The organism is Paraburkholderia sp. FW306-02-B (assembly GCF_058782725.1).
Genome location: NZ_JBYSXZ010000001.1, coordinates 3962940 through 3986019, shown reverse-complemented (window position 1 = coordinate 3986019; position 23080 = coordinate 3962940). Strand labels below are relative to the sequence as shown.

At 62.3% G+C, this 23080-nt stretch carries 24 protein-coding genes, 1 pseudogene and 1 riboswitch; of the genes and pseudogenes, 10 read left to right on the top strand and 15 right to left on the bottom strand.

The features are described 5' to 3' along the window. Positions 1-229 precede the first annotated feature (229 nt). The 3 genes from AC3WOG_RS17760 (at position 230) to AC3WOG_RS17750 (ending at position 1957) form a co-directional block, all read left to right on the top strand. The gene (locus tag AC3WOG_RS17760) at positions 230-844 is read left to right on the top strand and encodes a glutathione S-transferase C-terminal domain-containing protein (RefSeq protein WP_492579190.1); all 615 of its coding nucleotides are present in this window, start codon (positions 230-232) and stop codon (positions 842-844) included. Positions 845-948: 104 nt separating this feature from the next. Next, a complete protein-coding gene (locus AC3WOG_RS17755) occupies positions 949-1167 on the top strand; it encodes a helix-turn-helix domain-containing protein (protein WP_492579189.1) in 219 nt (72 codons plus the stop codon). Then, complete coding sequence (locus tag AC3WOG_RS17750; protein ID WP_492579188.1) at positions 1151-1957, top strand: IS630 family transposase; 807 nt, start codon at positions 1151-1153, stop codon at positions 1955-1957. Before AC3WOG_RS17755 ends, AC3WOG_RS17750 begins: the two co-directional genes overlap by 17 nt. 195 nt (positions 1958-2152) lie before the next feature. Here the strand turns inward: AC3WOG_RS17750 and AC3WOG_RS17745 are convergent, their stop codons facing one another. Then, positions 2153-2446 carry a contact-dependent growth inhibition system immunity protein gene (locus tag AC3WOG_RS17745; protein WP_492579187.1) on the bottom strand — a complete coding sequence of 98 codons (294 nt, stop codon included), beginning with the start codon at positions 2444-2446 and terminating at the stop codon, positions 2153-2155. Between the two features lie 8 nt (positions 2447-2454). After that, complete coding sequence (locus AC3WOG_RS17740) at positions 2455-3291, bottom strand: RNase A-like domain-containing protein (RefSeq protein ID WP_492579832.1); 837 nt, start codon at positions 3289-3291, stop codon at positions 2455-2457. 266 nt (positions 3292-3557) lie between these two features. On the opposite strand from AC3WOG_RS17740, the pseudogene AC3WOG_RS17735 reads away from it, so the two are divergent. Next, positions 3558-4563, top strand: a pseudogene (locus tag AC3WOG_RS17735) (IS5 family transposase). Positions 4564-4802: 239 nt separating this feature from the next. Here AC3WOG_RS17735 and lnt read toward each other — a convergent pair. The 7 genes from lnt to AC3WOG_RS17700 all read right to left on the bottom strand — a co-directional run bounded on the left by lnt (position 4803) and on the right by AC3WOG_RS17700 (position 12630). Next, complete coding sequence (gene lnt, locus AC3WOG_RS17730) at positions 4803-6494, bottom strand: apolipoprotein N-acyltransferase (protein ID WP_492579186.1); 1692 nt, start codon at positions 6492-6494, stop codon at positions 4803-4805. A 49-nt stretch (positions 6495-6543) separates the two neighbouring features. After that, entirely contained in the window at positions 6544-7437 is an 894-nt protein-coding gene (locus AC3WOG_RS17725) for a CorC family transporter (RefSeq protein ID WP_492579185.1), read from the bottom strand. Positions 7438-7771: 334 nt separating this feature from the next. Then, positions 7772-8446 carry a gamma-glutamylcyclotransferase gene (locus AC3WOG_RS17720; RefSeq protein WP_492579184.1) on the bottom strand — a complete coding sequence of 225 codons (675 nt, stop codon included), beginning with the start codon at positions 8444-8446 and terminating at the stop codon, positions 7772-7774. A 27-nt stretch (positions 8447-8473) separates the two neighbouring features. Beyond that, positions 8474-8935, bottom strand: coding sequence for an rRNA maturation RNase YbeY (gene ybeY, locus AC3WOG_RS17715; protein WP_341314331.1), 462 nt, complete (start codon positions 8933-8935; stop codon positions 8474-8476). Positions 8936-9016: 81 nt separating this feature from the next. Then, on the bottom strand, positions 9017-10084 hold the full coding sequence (locus AC3WOG_RS17710; protein ID WP_492579183.1) for a PhoH family protein: 1068 nt from the start codon (positions 10082-10084) through the stop codon (positions 9017-9019). 34 nt (positions 10085-10118) lie between these two features. Then, positions 10119-11492: a tRNA (N6-isopentenyl adenosine(37)-C2)-methylthiotransferase MiaB gene (miaB, locus tag AC3WOG_RS17705; protein WP_492579182.1), complete on the bottom strand. Its 1374-nt coding sequence runs from the start codon at positions 11490-11492 to the stop codon at positions 10119-10121. A 154-nt stretch (positions 11493-11646) separates the two neighbouring features. Next, positions 11647-12630: a LysR family transcriptional regulator gene (locus AC3WOG_RS17700; RefSeq protein ID WP_492579181.1), complete on the bottom strand. Its 984-nt coding sequence runs from the start codon at positions 12628-12630 to the stop codon at positions 11647-11649. Between the two features lie 118 nt (positions 12631-12748). On the opposite strand from AC3WOG_RS17700, the gene AC3WOG_RS17695 reads away from it, so the two are divergent. The 5 genes from AC3WOG_RS17695 to ribB all read left to right on the top strand — a co-directional run bounded on the left by AC3WOG_RS17695 (position 12749) and on the right by ribB (position 16470). Beyond that, a complete protein-coding gene (locus tag AC3WOG_RS17695) occupies positions 12749-13165 on the top strand; it encodes a VOC family protein (protein ID WP_492579180.1) in 417 nt (138 codons plus the stop codon). Between the two features lie 16 nt (positions 13166-13181). Further along, positions 13182-14348, top strand: coding sequence for an MFS transporter (locus tag AC3WOG_RS17690; protein ID WP_492579179.1), 1167 nt, complete (start codon positions 13182-13184; stop codon positions 14346-14348). 187 nt (positions 14349-14535) lie between these two features. Beyond that, positions 14536-15225 carry a helix-turn-helix domain-containing protein gene (locus AC3WOG_RS17685; protein WP_492579178.1) on the top strand — a complete coding sequence of 230 codons (690 nt, stop codon included), beginning with the start codon at positions 14536-14538 and terminating at the stop codon, positions 15223-15225. Positions 15226-15366: 141 nt separating this feature from the next. After that, a riboswitch (FMN riboswitch) is annotated at positions 15367-15550 on the top strand. Beyond that, complete coding sequence (locus tag AC3WOG_RS17680; protein WP_492579177.1) at positions 15535-15657, top strand: hypothetical protein; 123 nt, start codon at positions 15535-15537, stop codon at positions 15655-15657. It overlaps the preceding riboswitch by 16 nt. Before the next feature lie 39 nt (positions 15658-15696). Continuing rightward, a complete protein-coding gene (ribB, locus tag AC3WOG_RS17675) occupies positions 15697-16470 on the top strand; it encodes a 3,4-dihydroxy-2-butanone-4-phosphate synthase (protein WP_492579176.1) in 774 nt (257 codons plus the stop codon). A gap of 87 nt (positions 16471-16557) precedes the next feature. Here the strand turns inward: ribB and AC3WOG_RS17670 are convergent, their stop codons facing one another. From AC3WOG_RS17670 to glpD, 4 genes are all read right to left on the bottom strand, one after another. Then, positions 16558-17244 (bottom strand): HAD family hydrolase, encoded by a 687-nt coding sequence (locus AC3WOG_RS17670; protein WP_492579175.1) that lies wholly within the window; start codon positions 17242-17244, stop codon positions 16558-16560. A 140-nt stretch (positions 17245-17384) separates the two neighbouring features. Beyond that, positions 17385-18098, bottom strand: coding sequence for an MIP/aquaporin family protein (locus AC3WOG_RS17665; RefSeq protein WP_492579174.1), 714 nt, complete (start codon positions 18096-18098; stop codon positions 17385-17387). A gap of 94 nt (positions 18099-18192) precedes the next feature. Further along, a complete protein-coding gene (glpK, locus tag AC3WOG_RS17660) occupies positions 18193-19692 on the bottom strand; it encodes a glycerol kinase GlpK (RefSeq protein ID WP_492579173.1) in 1500 nt (499 codons plus the stop codon). Between the two features lie 166 nt (positions 19693-19858). Further along, positions 19859-21394, bottom strand: a complete 1536-nt coding sequence (glpD, locus tag AC3WOG_RS17655) for a glycerol-3-phosphate dehydrogenase (RefSeq protein WP_492579172.1) — start codon at positions 21392-21394, stop codon at positions 19859-19861. A gap of 201 nt (positions 21395-21595) precedes the next feature. On the opposite strand from glpD, the gene AC3WOG_RS17650 reads away from it, so the two are divergent. Then, positions 21596-21970, top strand: coding sequence for a hypothetical protein (locus tag AC3WOG_RS17650; protein WP_492579171.1), 375 nt, complete (start codon positions 21596-21598; stop codon positions 21968-21970). Between the two features lie 66 nt (positions 21971-22036). On the opposite strand, the gene AC3WOG_RS17645 is transcribed toward AC3WOG_RS17650, so the two are convergent. Next, entirely contained in the window at positions 22037-22669 is a 633-nt protein-coding gene (locus AC3WOG_RS17645) for a TetR/AcrR family transcriptional regulator (RefSeq protein ID WP_492579170.1), read from the bottom strand. 212 nt (positions 22670-22881) lie between these two features. Continuing rightward, entirely contained in the window at positions 22882-23079 is a 198-nt protein-coding gene (locus AC3WOG_RS17640) for a hypothetical protein (protein ID WP_165847895.1), read from the bottom strand. Position 23080: the final 1 nt, after the last annotated feature.

Sequence of the window (23080 nt, the reverse complement as noted above, 5' to 3'; positions counted from 1 at the left end):
TCGCGCGGCAGGCTGGCGCAGTGTGCCGATAAGACGCGCGACGGCGGTAGCGCCGCGTCTGTCTTTCAGTCAATCGGCCGTTTAGCCTGGTAGACGCCCGGCCTCCAGCGCGGCAATGTTGCTATCCATCCACAGCCAGCATCCACGCGGCTTGCGAAGATGGGGCGCCGCACTCGGAATGCCGCCGACCACTTATACTTTCGCCGAATTCAAGAAAAGGGCAGATGTGATGATGAAACTCATCGGTTCGCTCGGCAGCCCGTTCGTGCGTAAAGCGCGCATTGTGCTGGCCGACAAGAAGATCGACTACGAGCTGGTGCTGGAGAACGTCTGGGCGCCGGATACCACGATTCACACCTTCAACCCGATCGGCAAGGTGCCGTGCCTCGTCATGGAAGACGGCGAAGCGGTGTTCGATTCGCGGGTGATCTGCGAGTACGTCGATACGCTCTCGCCGGTCGGCAAGCTGATTCCGCAGTCGGGGCGCGAGCGCGTCGAGGTGCGCTGCTGGGAGGCGTTGGCCGACGGCATGCTGGACGCGGCGGTGCTGATTCGCCTCGAGGGCACCCAGCGCGCGCCCGAGCAGCGCTTGGACGCGTGGGTCGCGCGGCAGCAACGCAAGATCGACGAAGGCCTGATCGCGATGTCGCAAGGATTGGGCACCAAGCCCTGGTGCACGGGCAATCACTACACGCTCGCGGATATCGCAGCGGGTTGCGCGCTGGGCTACCTCGATTTCCGCATGCCCGAGCTGAACTGGCGCGAAGCGTATCCGAATCTGGACAAGCATTTCCAGAAGCTGTCGCTGCGCCAGTCGTTTATTGATACTGTGCCGGCGAACTGAGCGAGCGGCATGGGTGCTTTGGCGAGTGATTTTTGAATAAGTGTTGCTGGTAAACGCGTTTGAATTTTGTTAACTTTCGGCGTCGTCATTACGCTGGGGTACCGATGAAGTGTGTCGTAGAACTGACCGAGGCCGAGGATCAAACGTTGCAACAGCTGTCCGTAAACCACAAACATCGCGACGCGCGCACCCGGGCCGCAGGCGTGCTGTTGCTCGGACGCAGGGTCAAGCTGACCGAGATTGCCTCGAAACTTGGCGTCAGCGATCAATCGGTCTACAACTGGGCGCACGCGTGGCGTTTGCGGCTTGCTGACCGGCCATAAAGGCAGTCGTCCCCGCGCGCTGTCCGAAGGCATGCTGGCCACCGCGACGCAAGTCGCACGCACAGAGTCCATGACGCTCCGGCAAATCGCGAGACGCATTGAAGTCGTGCATGGCGGTCGTGCATGGCGAGCCGATGCCGTGCGCACTGGAAACCTTGTCGGTCGCCCTTCGGCGGGAAGGCTTCTCCTTCAGGCGCAATCGTTTCTCGCTCAAAAAAAGCGCAACCAGGAAGACTTTGAGATGAAATCAGGCACCCTGGAAAAACTGCAATGCGCCGCTCGCGCCAACGCAGTCCGCCTGGTCTATTTCGATGAAGCGGGCTTTGCCGCGTCGCCTCCGGTGCAAAGAGCGTGGTCACCGCGCGGCCTGCCTCATTGTGTCGAACCTCGCTTCCATTGCCGGCGCTCGGTGCTCAGCGCGCTCGACTTCGGAGCCAACGCGTTGACTCACCATGTCACGAGCTCGTCGATCAACGGGGGCGCTGTCGTCGAGTTCCTCGAGCAGATCGCCCTGCAGGGCGATGAGCGTCCAACCGTGGTGGTACTCGACGACGCTTCGATTCATCATGCCATTGATCCCGAAGTGCATGAGCGCTGGCTACGCGAGCATCGCATGCAACTGTTCTATCTGCCGCCATACAGTCCCGAACTCAATCTCATTGAGATCGTCTGGACGCAGGCCAAATACCATTGGCGTAACTTCGTCACCTGGACGAAGGAAACCATCGACGACGAGGCCCGCAGCCTACTCGGCGCATACGGCACTAAGTTTCAAATCAATTTCGCCTGAACACTTAGCCAGCTTTCACGGTAACGAGATGCCTCTGACAATCTGGCCTCCAAACCCGCTGTGGTTGTTGCAGCGGTAGCGCCAGAATAGCACCCGCGCCACCCTTTCCTGATTGTTCTGCGCGCGACGTAACACCCATAACTAACCAGTCACTATCTGAGGTTATTCCAGCCTGGCTAATGGTGGCACGACAGACTATTCTTGCAAAAGTCTCTTTAGCTCATCAAGGAATGAGGTGACCGTATATCCCCATAATTCAGGGCCAAAATCATAACCATAGGCTTCCTCGAATGCGGCCTCCAAGTCATTAACATGAATCGACCTGAGTCTATCAATCTCAGACACTGCGGCTTGGCGCATCTCAGGAGTAATTCCGTTTCTATAGCATGTCACAATCTCCTGAATAGTGTCACCCCATAAATCGGAATCCTGATTGAGGTATCCACCAAACAGAATGTCAAGATTTGGATATTTCGATTCGCTGCTCATTTTCTTCACTATGGGTTAATATATGATGATAGTACATAATGGGGCATGCCGTTATATTCTTCATGCTTAATGACAACTACTACGTTTTTCATCGGAGTAAATTCACCTGTTTTGCGAACTACTCCGTAACCTACATCCTCTGTCATTCGTTTCTCCAGAACCAATACATAGCCCGGGGACGATTGCGCCCAGTTTTTGATGCGCATGGCATTGGTTTGCATGACCCCCGAAATAGCCCGCTCGGCAACTTGTAGGTTTGCAAAGGACGACACAGTCTTTTTCGTTGGCTCTTTTAGCAAGCGCTCCCTCAACTGCGCTTCCGTCCGCCCAACATGTTTTAGGATCGTATGCCCTCCAAGTTGAGGATTGGCTGCAGTCGCCTCATGCCGCAGCAAATTAATTCGACCCATCGTCACGCTGCCGACGCGCGCCGCCTTCACGATCCCGGCGACACCAAACGACACCCCGATGTCTAGCGACAAGCCAATGTTGTTCGCCATCTCCGGCGGCGCCTTCATCGCCTCAGCCAGTTTGCTCGTACCCTGTTGTGTCAGCGTGATCGTATCCCGCCCCGTCCACATCTGACGCGCCCCCGCCGCTGCTGTGTCCGAACCGTGTACGCCGAACGCAATACACCCCAGCTTGGTCAAGCCCGTGGGCTCCGGCGCAATGCATAGCGCCGCCGCTCCCGCCATTTCCAGCACGCCGCCGACCACTTGCCAACCGCCCCATAGCCGGTTGCTCAGCATCTCGCGAGGGCTAATTGACTGGTTCGACAGCACGGCCGCGAGTTGCGGCGCGCTCAGCACCACGCGTACACCTTCAGTTTCGCAAGCTTGAGTAATCCTGAATATTTCCTTTCAATGAATGAAAGGTTGGATGCTAACAGATTGATTTCATGCTGTTTTTTTTGGGATAGTCGGGATTTCCAGTTGCGGTCAGCCTAGCTGTTTGAACAAAGGCCACCATTGATGGAGGCATGGGCGGAACACGTTTTTTCTGTTTTGCCTCTACTCCACCGTTAGGGAAACACTGATTTAATCGACGAGTTTGTAAACGCTGTGACTTAGTGAAGCGTTGTTAGAGCTGGAACGACGACAGAGCGACGCGGATGCGACAAATCAGTTTTGCGAGTGCGGAACACCAAGGCAAGAAGCGGGTTACGAGGCGCGAGAAATTCTTGAGTGAGATGGAGCGAGTCGTGCCGTGGTCGCGCTTGCTGGGGGCATTGGAGCCCTACTACCCGAAGGGAACGAGGGGCGTCCGCCGATTGGGCTGGAGCGCATGCTGCGGCTGTACTTTGTGTAGCAATGGTACGCATTGTCCGACAAAGGGTTGGAAGATGCGGTGAGCGACAGCGCAGCCATTCGGCAATTTGTCGGTATCGATCTGGGACATGAGGAGGCGCCGGACGCGACCACGGTGCTGAAGTTTCGCCGGCTGCTGGAGGCACACAAGCTGACTGCGGTGCTATTGGAGGAAATCAACGTGCACTTGCGCGAGCGCGGGCTGATGATGCGCGAGGGAACGATGGTGGATGCCACCGTGATCAACGCGCCGACACTCGACGAAGAATCGAGACAAGGCGCGCGACCCTGAGATGCATCAAACGAAGAAGCGTAATCAGCGGTACTACGGGATGAAGGCGCACGTGGGCGTTGACGCTGAGTCGGGTCTGGTGCACAGCACGCACTACACGGCGGCCAACGAGTCTGATGTGGCGCACACCCATGAGGTGCTGCATGGTCAAGAGGATCACGTGTTTCTCGATGCGGGTTACACGGGGGTGCAAAAGCGCGAAGAGATAGTGAAGGCGCAAGCCGACGGTGCCATCAAGACGCAAGTGCGCTGGTTGGTCGCGGTGAAGCGTGTCAAGCTCAAGGGCATGGCCGAAGGGCCGCTGAAGCAGTTGACGCAGGCTCTGGAAAAGGTCAAAGCGCAAATCCGGGCGCGGGTTGAACATCCGTTTCATGTGGTGAAGAACCTGTTCAACCACAAGAAGGCTCGCTACCGGGGGCTGGCTAAAAATGGTGCGCAGTACGGCGCTGGGAAATTTGGTGATTGCAAAGAAAGCGTTGCTGCAATCAATGGAGAACTCCGTCTGCACGGCAGCATAGAGCGCAAAAACGGGGGCAAAAGCCCCGCAGAAGTGAAAATTCTCAGCGGCTTGTCGGCAAATCCGCGGTCGGATCACGAAAGACTCCGCATCGTGTGAATAGCGTTACACGATGCTGCTTTGTTCAGCGTTTCCTTAGGGGATCAGGGAAAAATTGCATAGCGGATCAAGTCAATCAAGGGGATCAGAGGCCTGTCTGCGTCCCCCTGTCCCGTTAAGTATCGGCGTTTTATCGCAGCTTCAATTCTTGCCGTTGCGCCGCCGCGTAATCCCCGGCCCGAACGCAAAGCCGAACGCCAGCAGGAACAACGAAACCGCCAGCACCGTGTTGTTGCCGCTCGTCACATACGGCGTCCTGCCCGAGGTCCCTTGCACCGTCACATCGAGCGAGCCGACCGTGTAAGGCGTCAGGCGCCCAAGCACTTTCCCGTTCGCATCGATCGCAGCCGTCATGCCGGTGTTGGTCGCGCGCAGCATCGGCCGGCCGGTCTCCAGCGAACGCATCCGTGCAATCTGCAAATGCTGATCGAGCGCGATCGTGTCGCCGAACCAGGCGAGATTCGTCGAATTGACCAGCACGCCCGCGGGCGTATCGCTCTCGCGGATGCTCCGCGCGATCTCTTCGCCAAAAATATCCTCGTAGCAAATATCGACGGCGACCGGCTGGTTATGCACGATGAACGGCTTCTGCACCGGCGCGCCACGTGCGAAATCGCCTAGCGGAATGCGCATCAGATTCACGAACCAGCGAAAACCCCACGGCACGAATTCGCCGAACGGCACGAGGTGGTGCTTATCGTAGCGATACACGTCGCGGGTGCCCGGCGTGACGCCGAACAGGCTGTTCGTATAGTCGATCACCTGACCTTCCGGCGTAATGGTGCCGCCGATCGCGCCGAACAGGACCGCAGTGCCCGTGGTATCCGAAAAGTTGCGCACCGCCGACGCAAACTGCAGCGGCAATTGTTGCGCGAGTACCGGAATGGCCGTTTCCGGCGTGACGATCAGGTCGGCGGGCTTCGACGTGATCATCTGCTGAAACTGGTCGATCGCGGCGCGCATGCCCGCTTCCTCGAACTTCATCTCCTGCTTGACGTTGCCTTGCAGCAGGCGCACGGTGAGCGCCGCGTTGGCCGGCACGGTCCATTGCGCGAGCGGCAGCAGCAGGCCGGCCGCAAGCAGCGCAACCGCGATCAGCGCCGGCACAGCGACGCGCGCGCCACCGCGCTTAGCCCCAATGTGCCCTTGAGCAGCATCGAGCGGCTCGCGCAACCGCATCAAAGCCTGCGCGATCAACGCCGCCACCAGCGCCAGCATCCAGCCGACGCCGTATACGCCCGCCACCGGCGCAAAGCCGGCGAGCGGGCCGTCGACCTGCGCATAACCGCTCGCGAGCCACGGAAAACCGGTGAACACGGTACCGCGCAACCATTCGCCGATTGCCCAGGCACTGGCAAAAGCCAGCGCGCCGTGCAAGGTCGGCGAGAAGGGTTTGTCGTCGTCGAGTGTGCCGTTGCGTGCATGACCGGCGCAGAACGACCAGACGCCCGCGGCCAGCGCCGGATAAAGCGCCAGATACAACGAGAACAGCACGACCGCCGCGCCTGCCAGCGGCGCGGCCATGCCGCCGTAGTCATGCATGCTGACGTACAGCCACCACACGCCGGTGACGAAGTTGCCGAAGCCAAATGCGCCGCCCGTCAGCGCGGCGCTCTTCCAGCCGGTCGCGCGTGTGAGCCACGTGAAGAAAAACGTGAAGATCGCGAGTTCGAGCCAGCCGCCGTGCGGCGTCGGCGCAAACGAAAGCGTGTTGGCCGCACCGGCGGCCAAAGCGACGAGATAGTGCCAGCGGGGCAGTGCGCGGCCGCGTGTTTCCTGGGCGGCAGCGGAACTCACGCCGCGGCGCGAACGGGAAGTAATCGGGTCGGCCATTGTTGCGCGGTCGGCGTGAGGAGTTGAAGAAACGAAGAAGTGACGCGGCTCAGGTCTGCACGTGCTGCGCGTCGCGCTCGCGCTGGCCGGCAAGCGGATCGCGGCGTACCAGCAGCATGTGAATCTGGCGGGCATCGCCGCGCAGAATCTCGAAGATCAGATCGTCGATGCGGACCTTTTCGCCGCGATGCGGCACGCGTCCGAAGTGATGCGTGACGAGGCCGCCGATCGTATCGACTTCCTCGTCCGGATAATGCGTGCCGAATGCCTCGTTGAACTGCTCGATCTCAGTGAGCGCGCGCACGCGGAACCGGCCGTCCGGCGAGGCGATGATGTTGCCGCTTTCCTCGTCGAAATCGTATTCGTCTTCGATATCGCCGACGATCTGTTCCAGCACGTCCTCAATCGTGATCAGGCCGGCAACGCCGCCGTATTCGTCGACCACGACTGCGAGGTGATTGCGATTCACGCGAAAGTCGTGCAGCAGCACGTTCAGGCGTTTCGACTCCGGAATGAACACGGCGGGGCGCAGCATGCCGCGCACGTCGAATTCCTCTTCGGCGTAGTAGCGCAGCAGGTCTTTGGCCAGCAGCACGCCGATGATGTTGTCGCGATTGCCTTCAAAAACCGGATAGCGCGAGTGTGCTTTTTCCAGCACGTAGGGGATGAATTCGGCGGGATTGTCCGCGATGTTGATCGCGTCCATTTGTGCGCGCGGCACCATGATGTCGCGCGCGCTGAGTTCGGAAACCTGGAACACGCCCTCGATCATCGACAGCGAGTCGGCGTCGATCAGGTTGCGCTCGTGCGCGTCCTGCAGAATTTCCAGAAGTTCGCCGCGCGAGTCGGGCTCAGGCGAGATGAAGTCGGTCAGTCGCTCGAGGAGTGAGCGCTTTTCCTGCGGTTTGTCGATTTGGCGTCGACTGGGATACGTGTCGTTCATGGTAGTGCGCCCGGCAAGACTGGGCGCGCTGTTGCAGAGCATTAAGGATACACCAGGCACATGGCAGGACCGTGTCCCGCCGGGCGAGGCGCTGAGTGAAGCAGCCGTGAAACTGCCCCGTCGCTAGACGCGGGGCATAGGTCAATCCTAACTGATAACGCGAGGAAAAGCGTTCTGAAGCAAAAAAGTGCGGCTTGTGGCGCAGTAGGCGGCACCGGTGCCGTCGAAGCGGGTGTTGCCCGGTTGTCCGCGGGCTGCACCCGCAGTGGCCGTCCGGTGGCCGTCCGGCGGCGGACCTGAGTAGCTGCCGCTTTCGTCCCGAGCGCCGGCCTGACTACTGCCTTGCCTCGCCGCTTTCCTCACGGCAACGCTCGAGCAGCGCTTCCAGCGCGCGGTCCGGCATGCCGCTTTCGCGCAGCGCATGCACGGTGCGGCTGACGTAGTCGAGCGTCGTGCCGTAGCGGCCGCAGGCGCAACCGAACACGGTTTTGACGACGTCGTCGCGTAGTTTGCCTGTGTAGGTGGACACGTCGCGGCGCATTACGAACGCGAGCGCATCGACGCGCCGGCCGTCGGCGAGCACGCACGGCAGCCATGCCGGACGGTACGAACCCATCGCCATTTCACGGCGCCACAGTGCGTCGAGATGCGGCATCGCGCCCTCGGCGGCCAGGCGAAACGCAATACCGGTGCAGGAGCCGCCGCGATCGAGCGCGAGCACGAGGCCCGGCTGTTCGGGCGTGCCGCGATTCACACGCGACCACAAATACAGCCCACGGTGGTAACCATGCACCTTGGAGCGGGTCGCTTCGACGGTGGGCAGGCCGGGATTCCAGATCAGCGAGCCATAGCCGAACAGCCACAGATCGCTTTTGCGGTCCCAGTCGCGCAACGTGCATTCGAGCGACGCGCGCAGCTCCTCGTCCGTGAGCAGCCGCGATTCGCCGAGCGCCGGCGGGTAGTCCGGACAGGGCTGGCGGGTGTCGGCTTCAGGGGAGGAGGTGCTCACGGTGGCTTTAAACGACGATGTCGGCGGCTATTGATAAGGATCGGGGAAACCGAGCTTGCCGAGAATTTCAGTTTCGATCGCTTCCATTTCCTCGGCTTCTTCCTCGACCTCGTGATCGTAGCCTTGCGCATGGAGCGTGCCGTGCACCAGCAGATGCGCATAGTGCGCGACGAGCGGCTTGCCCTGCTCGGCGGCTTCTTTCTCGACCACCGGACAGCACAGGATCAGGTCGCCGGTCACCGGGTCGTCTTCGGATTCGGCGTACGCGAAGGTCAGCACGTTGGTCGCGTAATCCTTGCCGCGATAGGTGCGGTTCAGCGTGCGGCCTTCTTCGGCGTCGACAAAGCGCACCGTCAGTTCGCCGTCCGCGAAGAGCGCCGCACGGATCCAGCCGGCCACGGTGGCGCGTGGCAGCAGCGCTTTGTGTTCCGGCCAGGCCTTGGCGGCGGGGAATTGCAGATTCAACGTCAGTTTCGGAGCGCGGCTCATGCGTGATCGATTTGTTGCTTTCTTTGTGACGGCATTTTCAACCGCATTTCCAACTGCATTTTCAACGGTAATCGACGCCAATCAACGAGAATCCGCCGGATTGGCGGCTTTCTGCGAATGCGCATCGTATGCCTCCACAATTCGCGCGACCAGCGGATGCCGCACCACGTCCGCGCTGGTGAAGCGCGTGAGCGCAATGCCGCGCACGTCCGACAGCACCTGCTGCGCCTCGATCAGCCCACTCTTCGCGCCGCGCGGCAAATCCACCTGCGTCGTGTCGCCGGTGACCACCGCCTTCGAGCCGAAGCCGATTCGCGTGAGGAACATCTTCATCTGTTCGGGCGTGGTGTTCTGCGCTTCGTCGAGGATGATGAACGCGTGGTTCAGCGTGCGGCCGCGCATGTACGCGAGCGGCGCGATTTCGATCATCTGCCGCTCGAACATTTTCGCGGTTTTGTCGAAGCCGAGCAGGTCGTACAGCGCGTCGTACAGCGGGCGCAGATACGGATCGACCTTCTGCGCCAGATCGCCCGGCAGGAAACCGAGGCGTTCGCCCGCTTCGACGGCCGGACGCGTCAGCACGATGCGCTTGACCTGATCGCGCTCCAGCGCATCCACCGCGCAAGCCACCGCGAGATACGTCTTTCCCGTACCCGCCGGACCGACGCCGAAGGTCACGTCGTGCGAGATGATCTGCTTCAGATACTCGCGTTGCGCCGGTGTGCGGCCGCGCAGATCGGCGCGCCGCGTGTACAGCTTCGGGCCGAGTTCTTCGAGGTCTTCGTCATCGTTGTCGGCCGGTTGGTCGAACGGATGATCCGGATTGCCGGGGAAACGCGCATCGCCTTCTTCACTGCCTTTGCCGTTCGTGCGATGGCGCGCCGGATTGCGCACTTCGACGAGCGCAAGCTGGATGTCGTCGACCGACAGCGGCTCGCGTGCGTTGTTGTAGAAGTTTTCGAGCGCGGTGAGCGCGAGTTTCGCGCCGCGTCCACGAATCGCGATGCGATGGCCACGGCGTTGCAGCGTCACGTCGAGCGCCTGCTCGATCTGCCGCAGATTTTCATCGAGCGGTCCGCAGAGGTTGGCGAGCCGCGCGTTGTCTTCGCGCGGTGCGGTGAATTCCAGATGCTGCTGAGTGGTCTTCAAGGCGGTGGATCGATCCTATCGGTTTCGAAACGGCTTAGTGGGTGGTGGCGGGGGCGTCGTCGTGCACCAGCACGAGTTCGCCGCGTAGCGAATGTGGGTACGCGTGGACAATTTTCACGTCGACCATCTGGCCGATCAGCCGTGCGTGCGACGTAATCGGCGCCGGGAAATTCACCACACGATTGTTCTCGGTGCGGCCCGCGAGTTCGTTCGGGTCCTTGCGTGCCGGGCGCTCGACCAGAATCCGCTCGACCTTGCCGACCATCGAATCGCTGATGCGCTGCACGTTCTCTTCGATGGTGGCCTGCAAATGTTGCAGGCGTTTGAGCTTCACTTCACGCGGCGTGTCGTCGTGCAGATTCGCTGCCGGCGTGCCGGGGCGCGGGCTGTAGATGAACGAGAAGCTGGTGTCGTACTTCATTTCGTTCACGAGCGCCATCATTTTGTCGAAGTCGTCTTCCGTTTCGCCGGGGAAGCCGACGATCATGTCCGTCGAGAGCGACAGGTCAGGGCGGATCGCGCGCAGCTTGCGGATCACCGACTTGTATTCGAGCACCGTATAACCACGCTTCATCGCCATCAAAATGCGGTCGGAGCCGTGCTGCACGGGAAGGTGCAGGTGGCTGACCAGCTTCGGCACTTTCGCGTAGGTGTCGATCAGGCGCTGCGTGAATTCCTTCGGATGCGACGTGGTGTAGCGAATCCGTTCGATGCCCGGAATATCGGCGACGTATTCGATCAGCGTCGCGAAGTCGGCGATTTCAGACGAGCCGAGCGTGAGACCGGCACGGTAGGCATTCACGTTCTGGCCGAGCAGCGTGACTTCGCGCACGCCCTGGTCGGCGAGGCCGGCGATTTCGGTCAGCACGTCATCCAGCGGACGCGACACTTCTTCGCCGCGCGTGTACGGCACGACGCAGTAGCTGCAGTACTTGCTGCAACCTTCCATGATCGACACGAACGCGCTCGGGCCGTCGACGCGCGCCGGCGGCAGGTGATCGAACTTTTCGATTTCCGGGAATGAGATATCGACTTGCGCGCGGCCGCTTTCGCGGCGCTTGTCGATCATCTGCGGCAAACGGTGCAGCGTTTGCGGACCGAACACCAGATCGACATACGGTGCGCGCGCAACGATCGCCGCGCCTTCCTGGCTCGCCACGCAACCGCCGACGCCGATGATCAGATTCGGATTCGCTTCCTTCAGTTCGCGCACGCGGCCGAGGTCGGAGAAGACTTTCTCTTGTGCTTTTTCGCGCACCGAGCAGGTGTTGAACAGAATGACGTCCGCGTCTTCCGGGGTGTCGGTCTTGACGAGGCCTTCAGCCGCGCCGAGTACGTCGACCATTTTGTCGGAGTCGTACTCGTTCATCTGGCAGCCAAAGGTCTTTACATAAACTTTCTTGGTCATCGAATTTCGCCGGTCGCAGTGGTTAACCTGGGGGCGTCGTTTAAAAGGTGAAAGAGGGGCCAAACGTGCGGGCAGCGTGCGGACGGGCCGTGGGGCGGCGCGTGGGTTGCCTTTCCGGTCCACTTTCACGACACGTTTGCAGCGTAGCTCAATATTATAGCCCTTCATCGGATGAGGTTTCTGTCGCGGCCCGTGCTTCCGGCCGCTCCGGCGGCAGGCCCAGCAGGCCTTCCAGTTCGTCCGATACCTGCGCGAAGCGCTCGCTCAGGAAATCCAGCAACACGCGCACGCGCGGCGCCATGAAGCGGTTGCGGTGATAGAGCGCGTGCAGCGGCGCGTCTGGGTAGCGCCACTCGGGCAGCAGGATTTTCAGGCCGTCGGCGCGCAAGTCCGCTTCCACGTCCCACATCGACTTGATCACGATTCCATAACCGCGCAGCGCCCATTCGCGGGCCACCGCGCCGTCGTTGGTCTCGCGCGCGGTGTCGAACGGCACGGTGTAGTGCTGCACTTCGTCGCCGCGCGTGAAGCGCCATTCGTTGACGGGCCCGGACGCGGTGCCGAGCACGATGCAGTCGAAATTCGCCAGGTCGTGCGGATCCTTCGGCTCGCCGCGCCGCGCGATGTAGTCCGGCGACGCGCACAGCACGCGCCGGTTCGGCGCCAGTTTGCGCGCGACCAGCGAGCTGTCCTGCGGCACGCCGAAGCGGATCGCGAGGTCGATGTCTTCCTGCACCAGATTCGACAGCGAGTCCGACAGCGTGAGCGCGAAAGTCACCTCCGGGTAGAGCGCGTTGAACTCGTCGAGCCAATGCATCAGCAGATTACGGCCGAAGTCGGAGGTCGCGGAAATCCGCACCTTGCCGCGTACCACGCCCTGGCCGGCTTGCAGCGCGGCTTCGGCGTCGTCGAGCGATTGCAGCGCCTGGCGGCAGCAGTTGAGGTACAGCCGGCCTTCGTCGGTGAGCCGCAACTGGCGCGTGGTGCGCTCGAACAGGCGCGCTTTCAGGCCGGCTTCGAGCTTGGCCAGCCGCGCACTGGCTGCGGCGGGCGTCAGGCCCATCTTGCGGCCCGCCGCCGACAGGCTGCCTTGCTGCGCCGCTTCGACGAACAGGCGAATGTCACCGAGGTTATCCATCGCGGTCTTTCAAAAATAATTTGAAAATGCTTCAAATGCTACGCCAATTATCAAAACCACGCTGTCCGCCGACAATGCACTCCTCGAAAACCCTGATGTCCGCTGAGCCGCCAACGCCATGCAACTCGACCACGCGACGATCGTCACCGCCGATCTCGACACCGCCCGACGTTTTTTCGTCGAGGTCGTCGGGTTGACGGATGGCGCGCGGCCGCCGTTCCGGATCGACGGCAATTGGCTGTATGCGAACGGCCGGCCGGTGATTCATCTGATCGACGCGACGGTGCCGGCCCAGGCGGGAAAGGCGGCGCCGCGCATCGATCACATTGCGTTCCGGCTGGAGAGCGCCGGCGAATGGCAGATGTTGATCGGCCGGCTGCATACGGCGGACGTGCCCTACCAATTCGCCGAAGTGCCTCCGATGGGCCCGCAGCAAGCTGAATTGCAACTGTTCGTCGCGCTCGCGCCGGGTGTGGTCATCGAATTCGTGACCGCGCAACGCCACGCTCAGCACGCGCAACACGCTCGACTTTAGAACCTGGAGAAGAAAGATGCCCATTCCATTACTGGCGCTGGCGATTAGCGCATTTGCGATCGGCACCACCGAGTTCGTGATCATGGGCTTGCTGCCCGAGGTCGCGCACGATCTGGCGGTGTCGATTCCGTCGGCCGGTTTGCTCGTGAGCGGCTACGCGCTCGGCGTCGCGGTCGGCGCGCCGCTGCTCGCGGTGATCACCAGCAAGATGCCGCGCAAGCTCGCGCTGCAGTTGCTGATGGGCGTGTTCATCGTCGGCAACGTGCTGTGCGCGGTCGCTTCCAGCTATTCCGTGCTGATGATCGCGCGTGTCGTGACGTCGTTCGCGCACGGTTCGTTCTTCGGTATCGGCGCGGTGGTGGCGGCTTCGCTCGTGCCGGCCGAAAAGCGCGCGAGCGCGATTGCGCTGATGTTCACCGGCCTGACGCTGGCGAATGTGCTCGGCGTGCCGTTCGGCACCTTCATCGGCCAGGAGTTCGGCTGGCGCGCCGCGTTCTGGATCGTCAGCGTGTTGGGCGTGCTGTCGCTGGCGGGTGTGTCGGCGCTGGTGCCGAACCGTCACGATTCCGGTCCGGTCGGCCTCGGTCATGAAGTGCGCGTGCTGAAGGACCCGCAAGTCTGGAGCGCGCTCGCGATGACGGTGCTCGGCTTCGGTGGCGTGTTCGTCGTATTCACCTACATCGCGCCGATTCTCGAACAGGTCAGCGGCTTCTCGCCGCGCGGCGTGACGCTGATTCTGGTGCTGTTCGGCATCGGCCTGACGATCGGCAATACGGTGGGCGGCAAGCTCGCGGACCGCGCGCTGATGCCTTCGCTGATGGGCATCCTGGTCGCGCTCGCGGTGGTGATGGCGATCTTCGCGCGCACCAGCCATTCGCAGATGGCCGCGGCGATTACCGTGTTCGTGTGGGGCGTCGCCGCGTTCGCGACTGTGCCGCCGTTGCAGATGCGCGTGGTCGAGAAGGCGGCCGCGGCGCCGAATCTGGCTTCCACGTTGAACATCGGTGCGTTCAACGTCGGCAATGCGGGTGGCGCGTGGCTCGGCGGTCTCGTGATCAATCACGGCCATTCGCTCGATACGCTGCCGTGGGTTGCGGCGGCGGTCAGCGCGGTGGCTTTGCTGCTGACGTGGTTCGCGGCGCGGATGGATGCGCCGGCATCGACCGTGGCGCAGCGTGCCTGAACGCGCCTGAGTCTGCGGATCGGCATGCGGGCGCCCATATGAAAAATTCGCACAAGCTTTGCGAGAATCGTCCTCCGCAATGCTGATAACAGTGTGAAGATAACTTCGTTGGGCGCAGCCAGGGGCGATGCTATCTTGCTTCCACTAACCGCTTGCCCGCCGTCTGGCGGCGCTCCTGGAGGCAATCATGCATTCCCCGCTTGCGCTGGTTCGCGATCCCGCGGCTGACACCGAAGCGTCGCCGCGTGCCGCCGAACCCTTCGATGCACTTGAACATCTGGTCGGTGTGAATCTCGCCCGTTTGCGCGCCGAGCGGCAACTGTCGCTCGACGCCTTGGCCCGCGCTTCGGGCGTCTCGCGAGCGATGCTGGCGCAGATCGAGTCGGCGCGCAGCGTGCCGTCGATCAAGGTGCTGTGCAAGGTCGCTGCGGCGTTGAAAGTGTCGGTCGCGGCGTTTTTGCGGCGTCACGCGACTAACGGCTTCGAGCATCTGCCGGCTGAACGTTCGTCGCGCGTGGTCAGTTCGAATGGGCGCTATTCGGCGCGGCCGCTTTATCCCGACGCCGAGCCCACCGCCGCCGAGTTTCACGAGCTGCGTATTGCGCCGCTGCATACCGAGGCCGGCACGCGCCGCGCGCCGGGTACGACCGTGAATCTGGTGGTGAGCGAAGGCACGCTGGAAGTCAGCGTGCACGATCAGCGTCAATTACTGGCAACGGGTGATGCGATCGTCTTCGATGCCGACCAGCCGCACAGCCTGCGCAATCCGGGCGACACCGAAGCGCGCGCGTTTCGTGTGACGCTGAAGGCGGAATCGCCGCCGCGCTGGGATGTGCCTGCAGCGCACGATGCGACGCGGCAGACCGCGCCGGTTTAATGTAACGAGGCTTGGCTGCGTGGGCCTGGTCCCGCTTGCGTTTGCGCTGTTAAGCAGAGGTGTCCGTCTAATCAGTAGGGGTTGCGCTGCACATCCGGCGCGACTGTTGTATGCTTTGCCCGCCGGTCGATCCGGCAATCAGTGCGTCTTCAGGGCGGGGTGAAATTCCCCACCGGCGGTATGCCGGCAGCGCGACAGCGTTAGCCGACAAGCCCGCGAGCGCCCGCGTAGCAAGCGTCTTTCCAGCGTGGAAGACAACGCGGGGTCAGCAGATCTGGTGAGAAGCCAGAGCCGACGGTTAGAGTCCGGATGGAAGAAGATGTGCAGATAGCCATGTTCGTTTCCGTGGCGCTGCTTGTTGGTCGAGCGGTGCGCGAGCGGCGCTTTAAGCGGCGTTCAACGGTGCGTCTTTGTCTGTTTGCAATGCCCTGAAACGTTTTTCGCCCAACTTTTGCGATGAGCGTTTCAACTATGTCCTTTGCTACTTTTCCTGCTCCGTCGACGATTGCGGACGCCCCGAGGGAAGTCCCCTTGTGGGACGGACCGAATGAAGCCCCCTTGGGGGGCGACGCATTCCTCGATCTCCCGCTGCTCGCCATCGAAGCCGTTCCGCCGCGTATCGCCGCTGCCTTGCAAGCGATGCGCGAGGGCCGCGCCGTCGTGCTGCAAGACGATCTCGACCGTGAGAATGAAGCCGATCTGATCGTTTCCGCCGAGCGTCTTTCCGTCGAAACCATGGCGTTGCTGATCCGCGAATGCAGCGGCATCGTCTGCCTGTGCCTGCCCGACGACAAGATCCGCGCGCTCGAACTGCCGCCGATGGCCGTCAACAACGAAAGCCGTCATGGCACCGCGTTCACCGTCTCGATCGAAGCGCGCGATGGCGTGACGACCGGCGTGTCCGCGCTCGATCGCGTGACGACGATCCGCGCGGCAATCGCCGATACGGCGAAGCCTGCCGACATCGTGCGTCCGGGCCACGTGTTCCCGTTGCGTGCGATGCCGGGCGGCGTGCTGGCACGCCGCGGCCACACTGAAGGCACGGTGGATCTGGCGATTCTCGCGGGGTTGAAGCCGGCCGGCGTGCTGTGCGAATTGATGAACGCGGACGGCACGATGACGCGCGGCGCGGATGTGGAGCGTTTCGCCGCGCAACACAATCTGCCGATGCTGACGATCGCCGAACTGGTGGAATTCCGTCAGGCGCTGGCGACGGCACGTGAATGCGTGGCCGACGAGGCGTGATGCGCGTATCCGCGCTGACAGTTGTTCGATAAAAAAGCCGGCGATTCAGCCGGCTTTTTTCTTGCGGTCACGACGAGCCGTTAACCGCTATGACTGCACGTCGCCGAACTCGCCACGCACGCCTGCGTCGATCAACGCGGGCAGCTCATCCATATGTTTCATGATGCGTGTCATGCCCATCTTGCGCAGTGCGTCCGCATAGCCGTCGGGGATATGACTCGCGCCGACGAAGGCGATCGTCTTCATGCCCGCCGCGCGCGCTGCATTCAAGCCGGCCACGCTGTCTTCCACGACGATGCAGCGGGACGGCTCCACACCCAGCGTCCTGGCGGCGAACAGATACACATCCGGATAAGGCTTTGGCCGCGCGACCTGTTCGGCGCTGAAAATCCGCTCGCCGAAAATCTGCTGCAAACCCGCGCGCCGCACCGACGCGTTGACACGCGCCATCCGGCTGTTCGACACGACCGCGGCCGGCAGCGTCACGCGTTGCAAGGCGTCGCGCACGCCGTTGATCGGACTGAGCGACGCCGCTAGCGCCAGCTCGACGTTGTGTTCGACGGTGTTGAGGAAATCCGCCGGCAGGGTGACGTCGAACGACTTCTCGATGCCTTCGAGAAAGCGCGACGTCTGTTGGCCGAAGGCCGTTTTGACGGCCGGTTCGAAGTCGAGGCCGGGGAAGGTAGCGGACAGCGTTTCGAGGAGCACGTGGTCAGCGATGATTTCGCTGTCGACGAGCACGCCGTCGCAGTCACAAATGAGGTGGTCGATCATGCGTTAAAACGGAAAGCGAGAAGCGCATGAGCAAGACGGTTGCAAGCTCATGCGCGGAGATTGAAAGCAACATGATACGTGCTTTGGCGCCGCCTGCGCGGCGCCGTCGCTTGCCGTCCTCGCGTTTCCTTACGGCGCAATCAGTGCGCGTGCAGGTACATATACAGCGTTGCTGCCACCGCGCCGCCCAGCAACGGGCCGCAGACCGGAATCCACGAATAACGCCAGTCGCTGTCGCGCTTGCCCGGAATCGGCAGCAGCGCGTGCATCAGGCGCGGCGACAGGTCGCGCGCCGGGCTCATCGCGTAACCGGTCGGGCCGCCGAGCGAGATACCGATGCCGAGCACCAGCAAGCCGACCGGCAAGGCGTCGAGCGCGCCCAGACCGACTTGCGGCGACGCCAGATACAGTACGCCGAGAATCAGCACGAAGGTCGCGATCATTTCGGTCAGCAGGTTATGCGGCACGCTGCGAATCGCCGGCGACGTGCAGAACACGCCGAGCTTCACGTCGGCATCGCCTTCTTTCGCGAAATGCTGACGATACGCGACCCACACGAGCAGGGCGCCCGCCATGCCGCCGAGCATTTGCGCCGCGACGTAGCCGGGGACCTTGGCCCAGGCGAACTTACCGGCCAGCGCGAGGCTGATCGTCACGACAGGATTCAGATGTGCGCCGCTAAAAGAAGCGGTGACGTACACGGCGATGAACACGGCCATCGCCCAGCCCATCACGATCACAATCAGGTCCGCGCCTTTACCTTTGGTGCGCGCGAGCAGCACGTTGGCGACCGCGCCGTCGCCGAGCAGCACCAGAAGGGCTGTGCCGATGAATTCCGCAATGTAAGGAGACATTATTGGTTGTCCGAAATATAGTTATTAGGGAAGCCGCTAGAGGAAGCGGCTTCGTTATGTCGAAAGGTGTTTTATGGAGCGGTGAAATGCGCGGTCAGGGCGTGTCGGCCCAGGCCTTCGCGGCGCGAATCGCGCGCTGCCAGCCGTCGAGGCATTCCTTGACGTCGGCTTGTTCGAGCGCGGGCGTGAAGCGGCGATCGAGCTTCCACTGGCTTTGCAGTTCGTCGACGTCCTTCCAGTAGCCAACCGCGAGACCGGCCAGATACGCCGCGCCCAATGCGGTGGTTTCCGACACCTGCGGGCGTACTGCGTCGACGCCGAGAATGTCTGCCTGGAACTGCATCAGCAGATTGTTCGCGCAAGCGCCGCCGTCCACGCGCAGCTCGCCGATGCGAATACCGGAATCGGCTTCCATCGCCTTCAGCACGTCGAGCGACTGGTACGCGATCGAATCGAGCGCGGCGCGTGCGATATGCGCCGAGGTCGTGCCGCGCGTCACGCCGAACAGCGTGCCGCGAGCGCGGGCATTCCAGTGCGGCGCGCCGAGACCGGCAAACGCGGGCACCAGATACACGCCGTCACTATGCGGCACGCTGCGCGCCATCGTTTCGATGTCCGCCGCGTGCTTGATGATGCCGAGGCCGTCGCGCAGCCATTGCACCACGGCGCCGCCGATAAAGATGCTGCCTTCGAGCGCGTAGTTGATCTGGTCGCCGATCTGCCACGCGATCGTGGTGACGAGGTTGTTCTTCGATTCGATCGGCCTGTCGCCGGTGTTCATCACGAGGAAGCAGCCCGTGCCGTAGGTGTTCTTCACCATGCCCGATTGCGTGCACATCTGACCGAACAGCGCAGCGTGCTGGTCGCCGGCGATGCCCGCGAGCGGAATCTTCGACGCGAACACGGTGGTCTTGGTCGGCCCATACACTTCCGATGAAGCCCGCACTTCCGGCAACATGCTGCGCGGAATGTCGAGCGCTTCGAGCAGTTCGTCGTCCCACTTCAGCGTGTGGATGTTGAACAGCATCGTGCGCGACGCGTTGGTCACGTCGGTGACGTGCAGGCCGCCCTTGGTGAAATTCCACACCAGCCAGCTGTCGACCGTACCGAACGCGAGGCGTCCTTGCTTTGCCTTTTCGCGCGCGCCTTCGACGTTGTCGAGAATCCAGCGGATCTTGGTCGCCGAGAAATACGAGTCGATCGGCAGACCGGTTTTCGCGCGGACTTTTTCTTCGAGACCTTGCTCTTTGAGCTGGTCGCAGAAGTCGGCGGTGCGGCGGTCTTGCCAGACGATCGCGTTGTAGATCGGATGCCCGGTTTCGCGGTCCCACACGATGGTGGTTTCGCGCTGATTGGTGATGCCGATCGCGGCGATCGACGTGCCGTTCATGCCGGCGCGCGTGACGGCTTCGGCGGCGACGCCGGCCTGGGTCGACCAGATTTCCTGCGGATCGTGCTCGACCCAACCCGGGCGCGGATAGATTTGCTGGAATTCTTTCTGAGCGGTCGACACGACATTGCCGAGCCGGTCGAATAGCATCGCGCGGGAGCTGGTGGTGCCTTGGTCAAGCGCGAGGATGTACTGATCCTGCATTGTGTCTTCTCCATGCGTTTTATGAATCGCCGGAATGCGAACCGGCGACGGGAACGGCTTGTTGTTTTAAGCGGGCTGCAACAGCTTGCGGTGATGCGTCCCGGCTTTGTCCGTAGCCGAGGGGTAAAGCTTTCAGGTTGTGCGATCGGGCCGCGTTGCGTTGGCCTTACGCGTTCTGTTTTTGTCTGGCCGGCTCGCGGGCGAACCACGCGTCGATCTCGTGCGTGACCGACTCCAGCGTGCCGGGCTCGACGTGCAAACCGAGCTTCGAGCGGCGCCACAACACGTCCTGTGCGCTGCGCGCCCATTCGATGTCGCGCAGATAAACGAGTTCGGCTTCGTGGAGACCCGGCGCGAATGTGTTGCCGAGCTCGGCGAGCGAGCGCGCGTTGCCGATCACATCCTTGACTCGTGTGCCATACGCGCGGGCGAGGCGATGCGCCAGTTCGGCGGGCAGCCACGCATGCTGCTGCTTGAACTGGGCGAGAAAGCGCTCGAAGTTGGCTTGCGGAATATCGCCGCCCGGCAACGGCGCGCCGGCCGTCCACGAAGGCGCGTTGTTTTGCAGCGCTTGCGCGAGTTTGTCGACGGCTTCTTCGGCCAGCTTGCGGAATGTCGTAATCTTGCCGCCGAACACCGACAACAGCGGCGCTTCGCCCGCGGGTGCGTCGAGTTCGAGCGAGTAATCGCGGGTGACCGCCGACGGGTTGTCCGCGCCTTCTTCTTCGAGCAGCGGACGCACGCCCGAGTAGGTCCAGCGTACGTCTTGTGGCGTGATCTTCTGCTTGAAGTAGCGGTTGATCGAATCGCACAGATACTGCGTTTCGTCCGGCGTGATCGCGACTTGCGACGGATCGCCGCGATACTCGATATCGGTCGTGCCGATCAGCGTGTAGTCGTGTTCGTACGGAATCGCGAAGATGATCCGCTTGTCCGGGTTCTGGAAGATGTACGCATGATCGTGTTCGAACAGGCGCCGCGTGACGATGTGGCTGCCTTTCACGAGGCGCACGCTGTGCGTTGCTTCCCGGCCGAGTGCGCCTTGCAGCAGTTCGCCGACCCACGGGCCCGCCGCGTTCGCAATCGAGGCGGCGCGCACGTCGAGGATCGTGCCGTCGGCGCGCTTGAGTTGCGCGCGCCATTCGCCGCCGGCGCGCACCGCGCTCAGCAGCTTGGTGCGCGTGAGAATCTTCGCGCCGCGTTCCTGCGCGTCCAGCGCGTTCAGCACGACCAGGCGCGCGTCATTGACCCAGCCGTCCGAATACACGAAACCGCGTTTGATCGAATCGACCAGCGGCGCGCCCGCCGGATGGCGGCGCATATCGATGCCGCGCGAGCCGGGCAGCAGTTCGCGTTTGGCGAGATGATCGTAAAGAAAGAGGCCGGCGCGGATCAGCCAGGCGGGGCGTAGATCGGGCATGTGCGGCATCACGAAGCGCAGCGGCCACATGATGTGCGGCGCCGCGCGCAGCAGCGTTTCGCGCTCCTGCAAGGCTTTGCGCACCAGCCCGAACTCGCGGTACTCGAGGTAGCGCAGGCCGCCGTGAATCAGCTTCGTGCTGGCCGACGACGTATGCGCGGCCAGATCGTCCTGTTCGCAGAGCAACACCGACAGGCCACGGCCCGCCGCATCGCGTGCGATGCCTGCGCCGTTGATCCCGCCGCCCACGACGAGCAAATCGTACTTTGAGCCTTGCGTCACCTGCTGTGTCCCCTACGCCGTATTCGGAAGCTATCTGAAAAAACTATCGAACCGATAGTGTTCATTTTCGAACTTTAATGAACATATTCGAAAAAGTAAAGTTCGATTTGTCTAAGAATTCCTCTAACGGTTAGCCAGGGCGGTGGCGCAACGCGCGGCCTCGGACGATACTCTCGGCAGCAGCCATATCGAGGTGAATTCATGCGTGGACTTTGGATGATCGGCGCGGCGGCGCTTGTCGCGGGATGCGTCAGCACGCCGAGCTTGAACGGGACGAGGGGCGCGCCGTCGTTCGCGTCGCTGCAACAGATGTGCAGCGCCCAGACGGTCGACTACGGTAACGACGCGCAAGGCGTCTACGTGACGCTGTTCGATGCGTACGTGGCGAATCGGCGCGGCAGGCTATCGAAGGATGACTACTGTGCGTTCCAGACGTCGATCGCGCAGCACTACACGAGCCTGGGCGCGAGCAGCGACCCGCAGGCGCGGAATCAGTGGGTCACGTTCTTTACCGACCAGCGCGTCAAGGCGTTGAGCTGGCGCGCGGCGGTCGATCCGACCTTGCGCAGCGGCTGAGTTTTTCGCTCGGTTTCCGGATCAGGTTCCTGCTAAGGTTCCTGCGCAGTTTCCCGATTAGCGCGCTCAGGCTTGGGCGCGCTGCGGCTGCGCGCCGCGCCATAACATCTGGCGAATCTGCGCGAGCACGGCCTCGCGCGTCGGCGCCTTGCTCGCGGCGGGCTGCTGCGCTTGCGGCAGCGGCAGATGATTGGCGAGCGCCAGCATCGTGAAGCCGTGCAGGCTCGCCCAGTACGCGTAGCCGATCAACTGTGGGTCGCCTTCCAGAATGCCCGCGGCGACGAGCCGCTCGAAGTGCGCGCCGAGCATGTGCCACGCTCGCTGCGACGCGGCCGCGAGTTCCGGGTAGCCGCTTTCCTGCTGCGTCAGATCGAACATCAAACGGTACGCGTGCGGTTCGTCGAGCGCGAACGCAACGTACGCGTCGCTGACGGCCGAGTGGTTGGTCTCCGGAGCCTGCCTCGCGGCTGCCTCCAGACGCGCCGCGAAGCGGTTGAACGCCGCGGCGCGGACCATCGCGAGAATCTCGTCCTTGTCGCGGAAGTAGCGGTAGGGTGTCATCGCGCTGCAACCCAGCTCTTTCGCCAGTTCGCGCATCGTCACGCCCTGCGCGCCGCGCGTGGCGAAGGCGTGCTCGGCCACGCGCCGCATGGTTTCGCGGAATTGCTGGATGTCGTCGGAGGAGAGCGTTTTTGGCATGCGCGAAGGCAGAGGGTCCGTCGCGTCAATTTACTGTGTAAATGAATTGGGCACAACAAAACGTCCGCGTGAGCGGACCGACGGCTTTGCAGAAACAGAATGCGAGGCAGCTTTCAAGGGCGCGCGCCTCATGAAACTGGCAACAGCCAGCGCGCAGCCCGCCTTCATGCTGCCGAACGTCGACCGCACAGGCCGACGTACCGGGAAAAACACTACGAGAAACGTTTGATAGCTCGAATTGCGCTGTCGCCGGTTTCGGTCACGCGCCATTGTTCGTTGCCCGACGCGAGTCGTTCGAGTTGTACGAGCTGGCGTTCCAGCAGGGCGTCGAGTTCTTCTCGCTCCATATCGACTTGATTGGGAGCGTCCTTGACGAGCAACAACGTGGCGAATTCATGCGGACTCAGCATC

Coding starts and splice junctions, on each gene's coding strand:
- AC3WOG_RS17685 (WP_492579178.1), top strand. CDS start 14,536: ATGCATTCCCCGCTTGCGCTGGTTCGCGATCCCGCGGCTGACACCGAA.
- AC3WOG_RS17670 (WP_492579175.1), bottom strand. CDS start 17,244: ATGATCGACCACCTCATTTGTGACTGCGACGGCGTGCTCGTCGACAGC.
- lnt (WP_492579186.1), bottom strand. CDS start 6,494: ATGGCCGACCCGATTACTTCCCGTTCGCGCCGCGGCGTGAGTTCCGCT.
- AC3WOG_RS17725 (WP_492579185.1), bottom strand. CDS start 7,437: ATGAACGACACGTATCCCAGTCGACGCCAAATCGACAAACCGCAGGAA.
- AC3WOG_RS17650 (WP_492579171.1), top strand. CDS start 21,596: ATGCGTGGACTTTGGATGATCGGCGCGGCGGCGCTTGTCGCGGGATGC.
- AC3WOG_RS17645 (WP_492579170.1), bottom strand. CDS start 22,669: ATGCCAAAAACGCTCTCCTCCGACGACATCCAGCAATTCCGCGAAACC.
- AC3WOG_RS17640 (WP_165847895.1), bottom strand. CDS start 23,079: ATGCTGAGTCCGCATGAATTCGCCACGTTGTTGCTCGTCAAGGACGCT.
- ybeY (WP_341314331.1), bottom strand. CDS start 8,935: ATGAGCCGCGCTCCGAAACTGACGTTGAATCTGCAATTCCCCGCCGCC.
- AC3WOG_RS17755 (WP_492579189.1), top strand. CDS start 949: ATGAAGTGTGTCGTAGAACTGACCGAGGCCGAGGATCAAACGTTGCAA.
- AC3WOG_RS17690 (WP_492579179.1), top strand. CDS start 13,182: ATGCCCATTCCATTACTGGCGCTGGCGATTAGCGCATTTGCGATCGGC.
- AC3WOG_RS17665 (WP_492579174.1), bottom strand. CDS start 18,098: ATGTCTCCTTACATTGCGGAATTCATCGGCACAGCCCTTCTGGTGCTG.
- AC3WOG_RS17700 (WP_492579181.1), bottom strand. CDS start 12,630: ATGGATAACCTCGGTGACATTCGCCTGTTCGTCGAAGCGGCGCAGCAA.
- miaB (WP_492579182.1), bottom strand. CDS start 11,492: ATGACCAAGAAAGTTTATGTAAAGACCTTTGGCTGCCAGATGAACGAG.
- glpK (WP_492579173.1), bottom strand. CDS start 19,692: ATGCAGGATCAGTACATCCTCGCGCTTGACCAAGGCACCACCAGCTCC.
- AC3WOG_RS17760 (WP_492579190.1), top strand. CDS start 230: ATGATGAAACTCATCGGTTCGCTCGGCAGCCCGTTCGTGCGTAAAGCG.
- ribB (WP_492579176.1), top strand. CDS start 15,697: ATGTCCTTTGCTACTTTTCCTGCTCCGTCGACGATTGCGGACGCCCCG.
- AC3WOG_RS17745 (WP_492579187.1), bottom strand. CDS start 2,446: ATGAGCAGCGAATCGAAATATCCAAATCTTGACATTCTGTTTGGTGGA.
- AC3WOG_RS17680 (WP_492579177.1), top strand. CDS start 15,535: ATGGAAGAAGATGTGCAGATAGCCATGTTCGTTTCCGTGGCGCTGCTT.
- AC3WOG_RS17695 (WP_492579180.1), top strand. CDS start 12,749: ATGCAACTCGACCACGCGACGATCGTCACCGCCGATCTCGACACCGCC.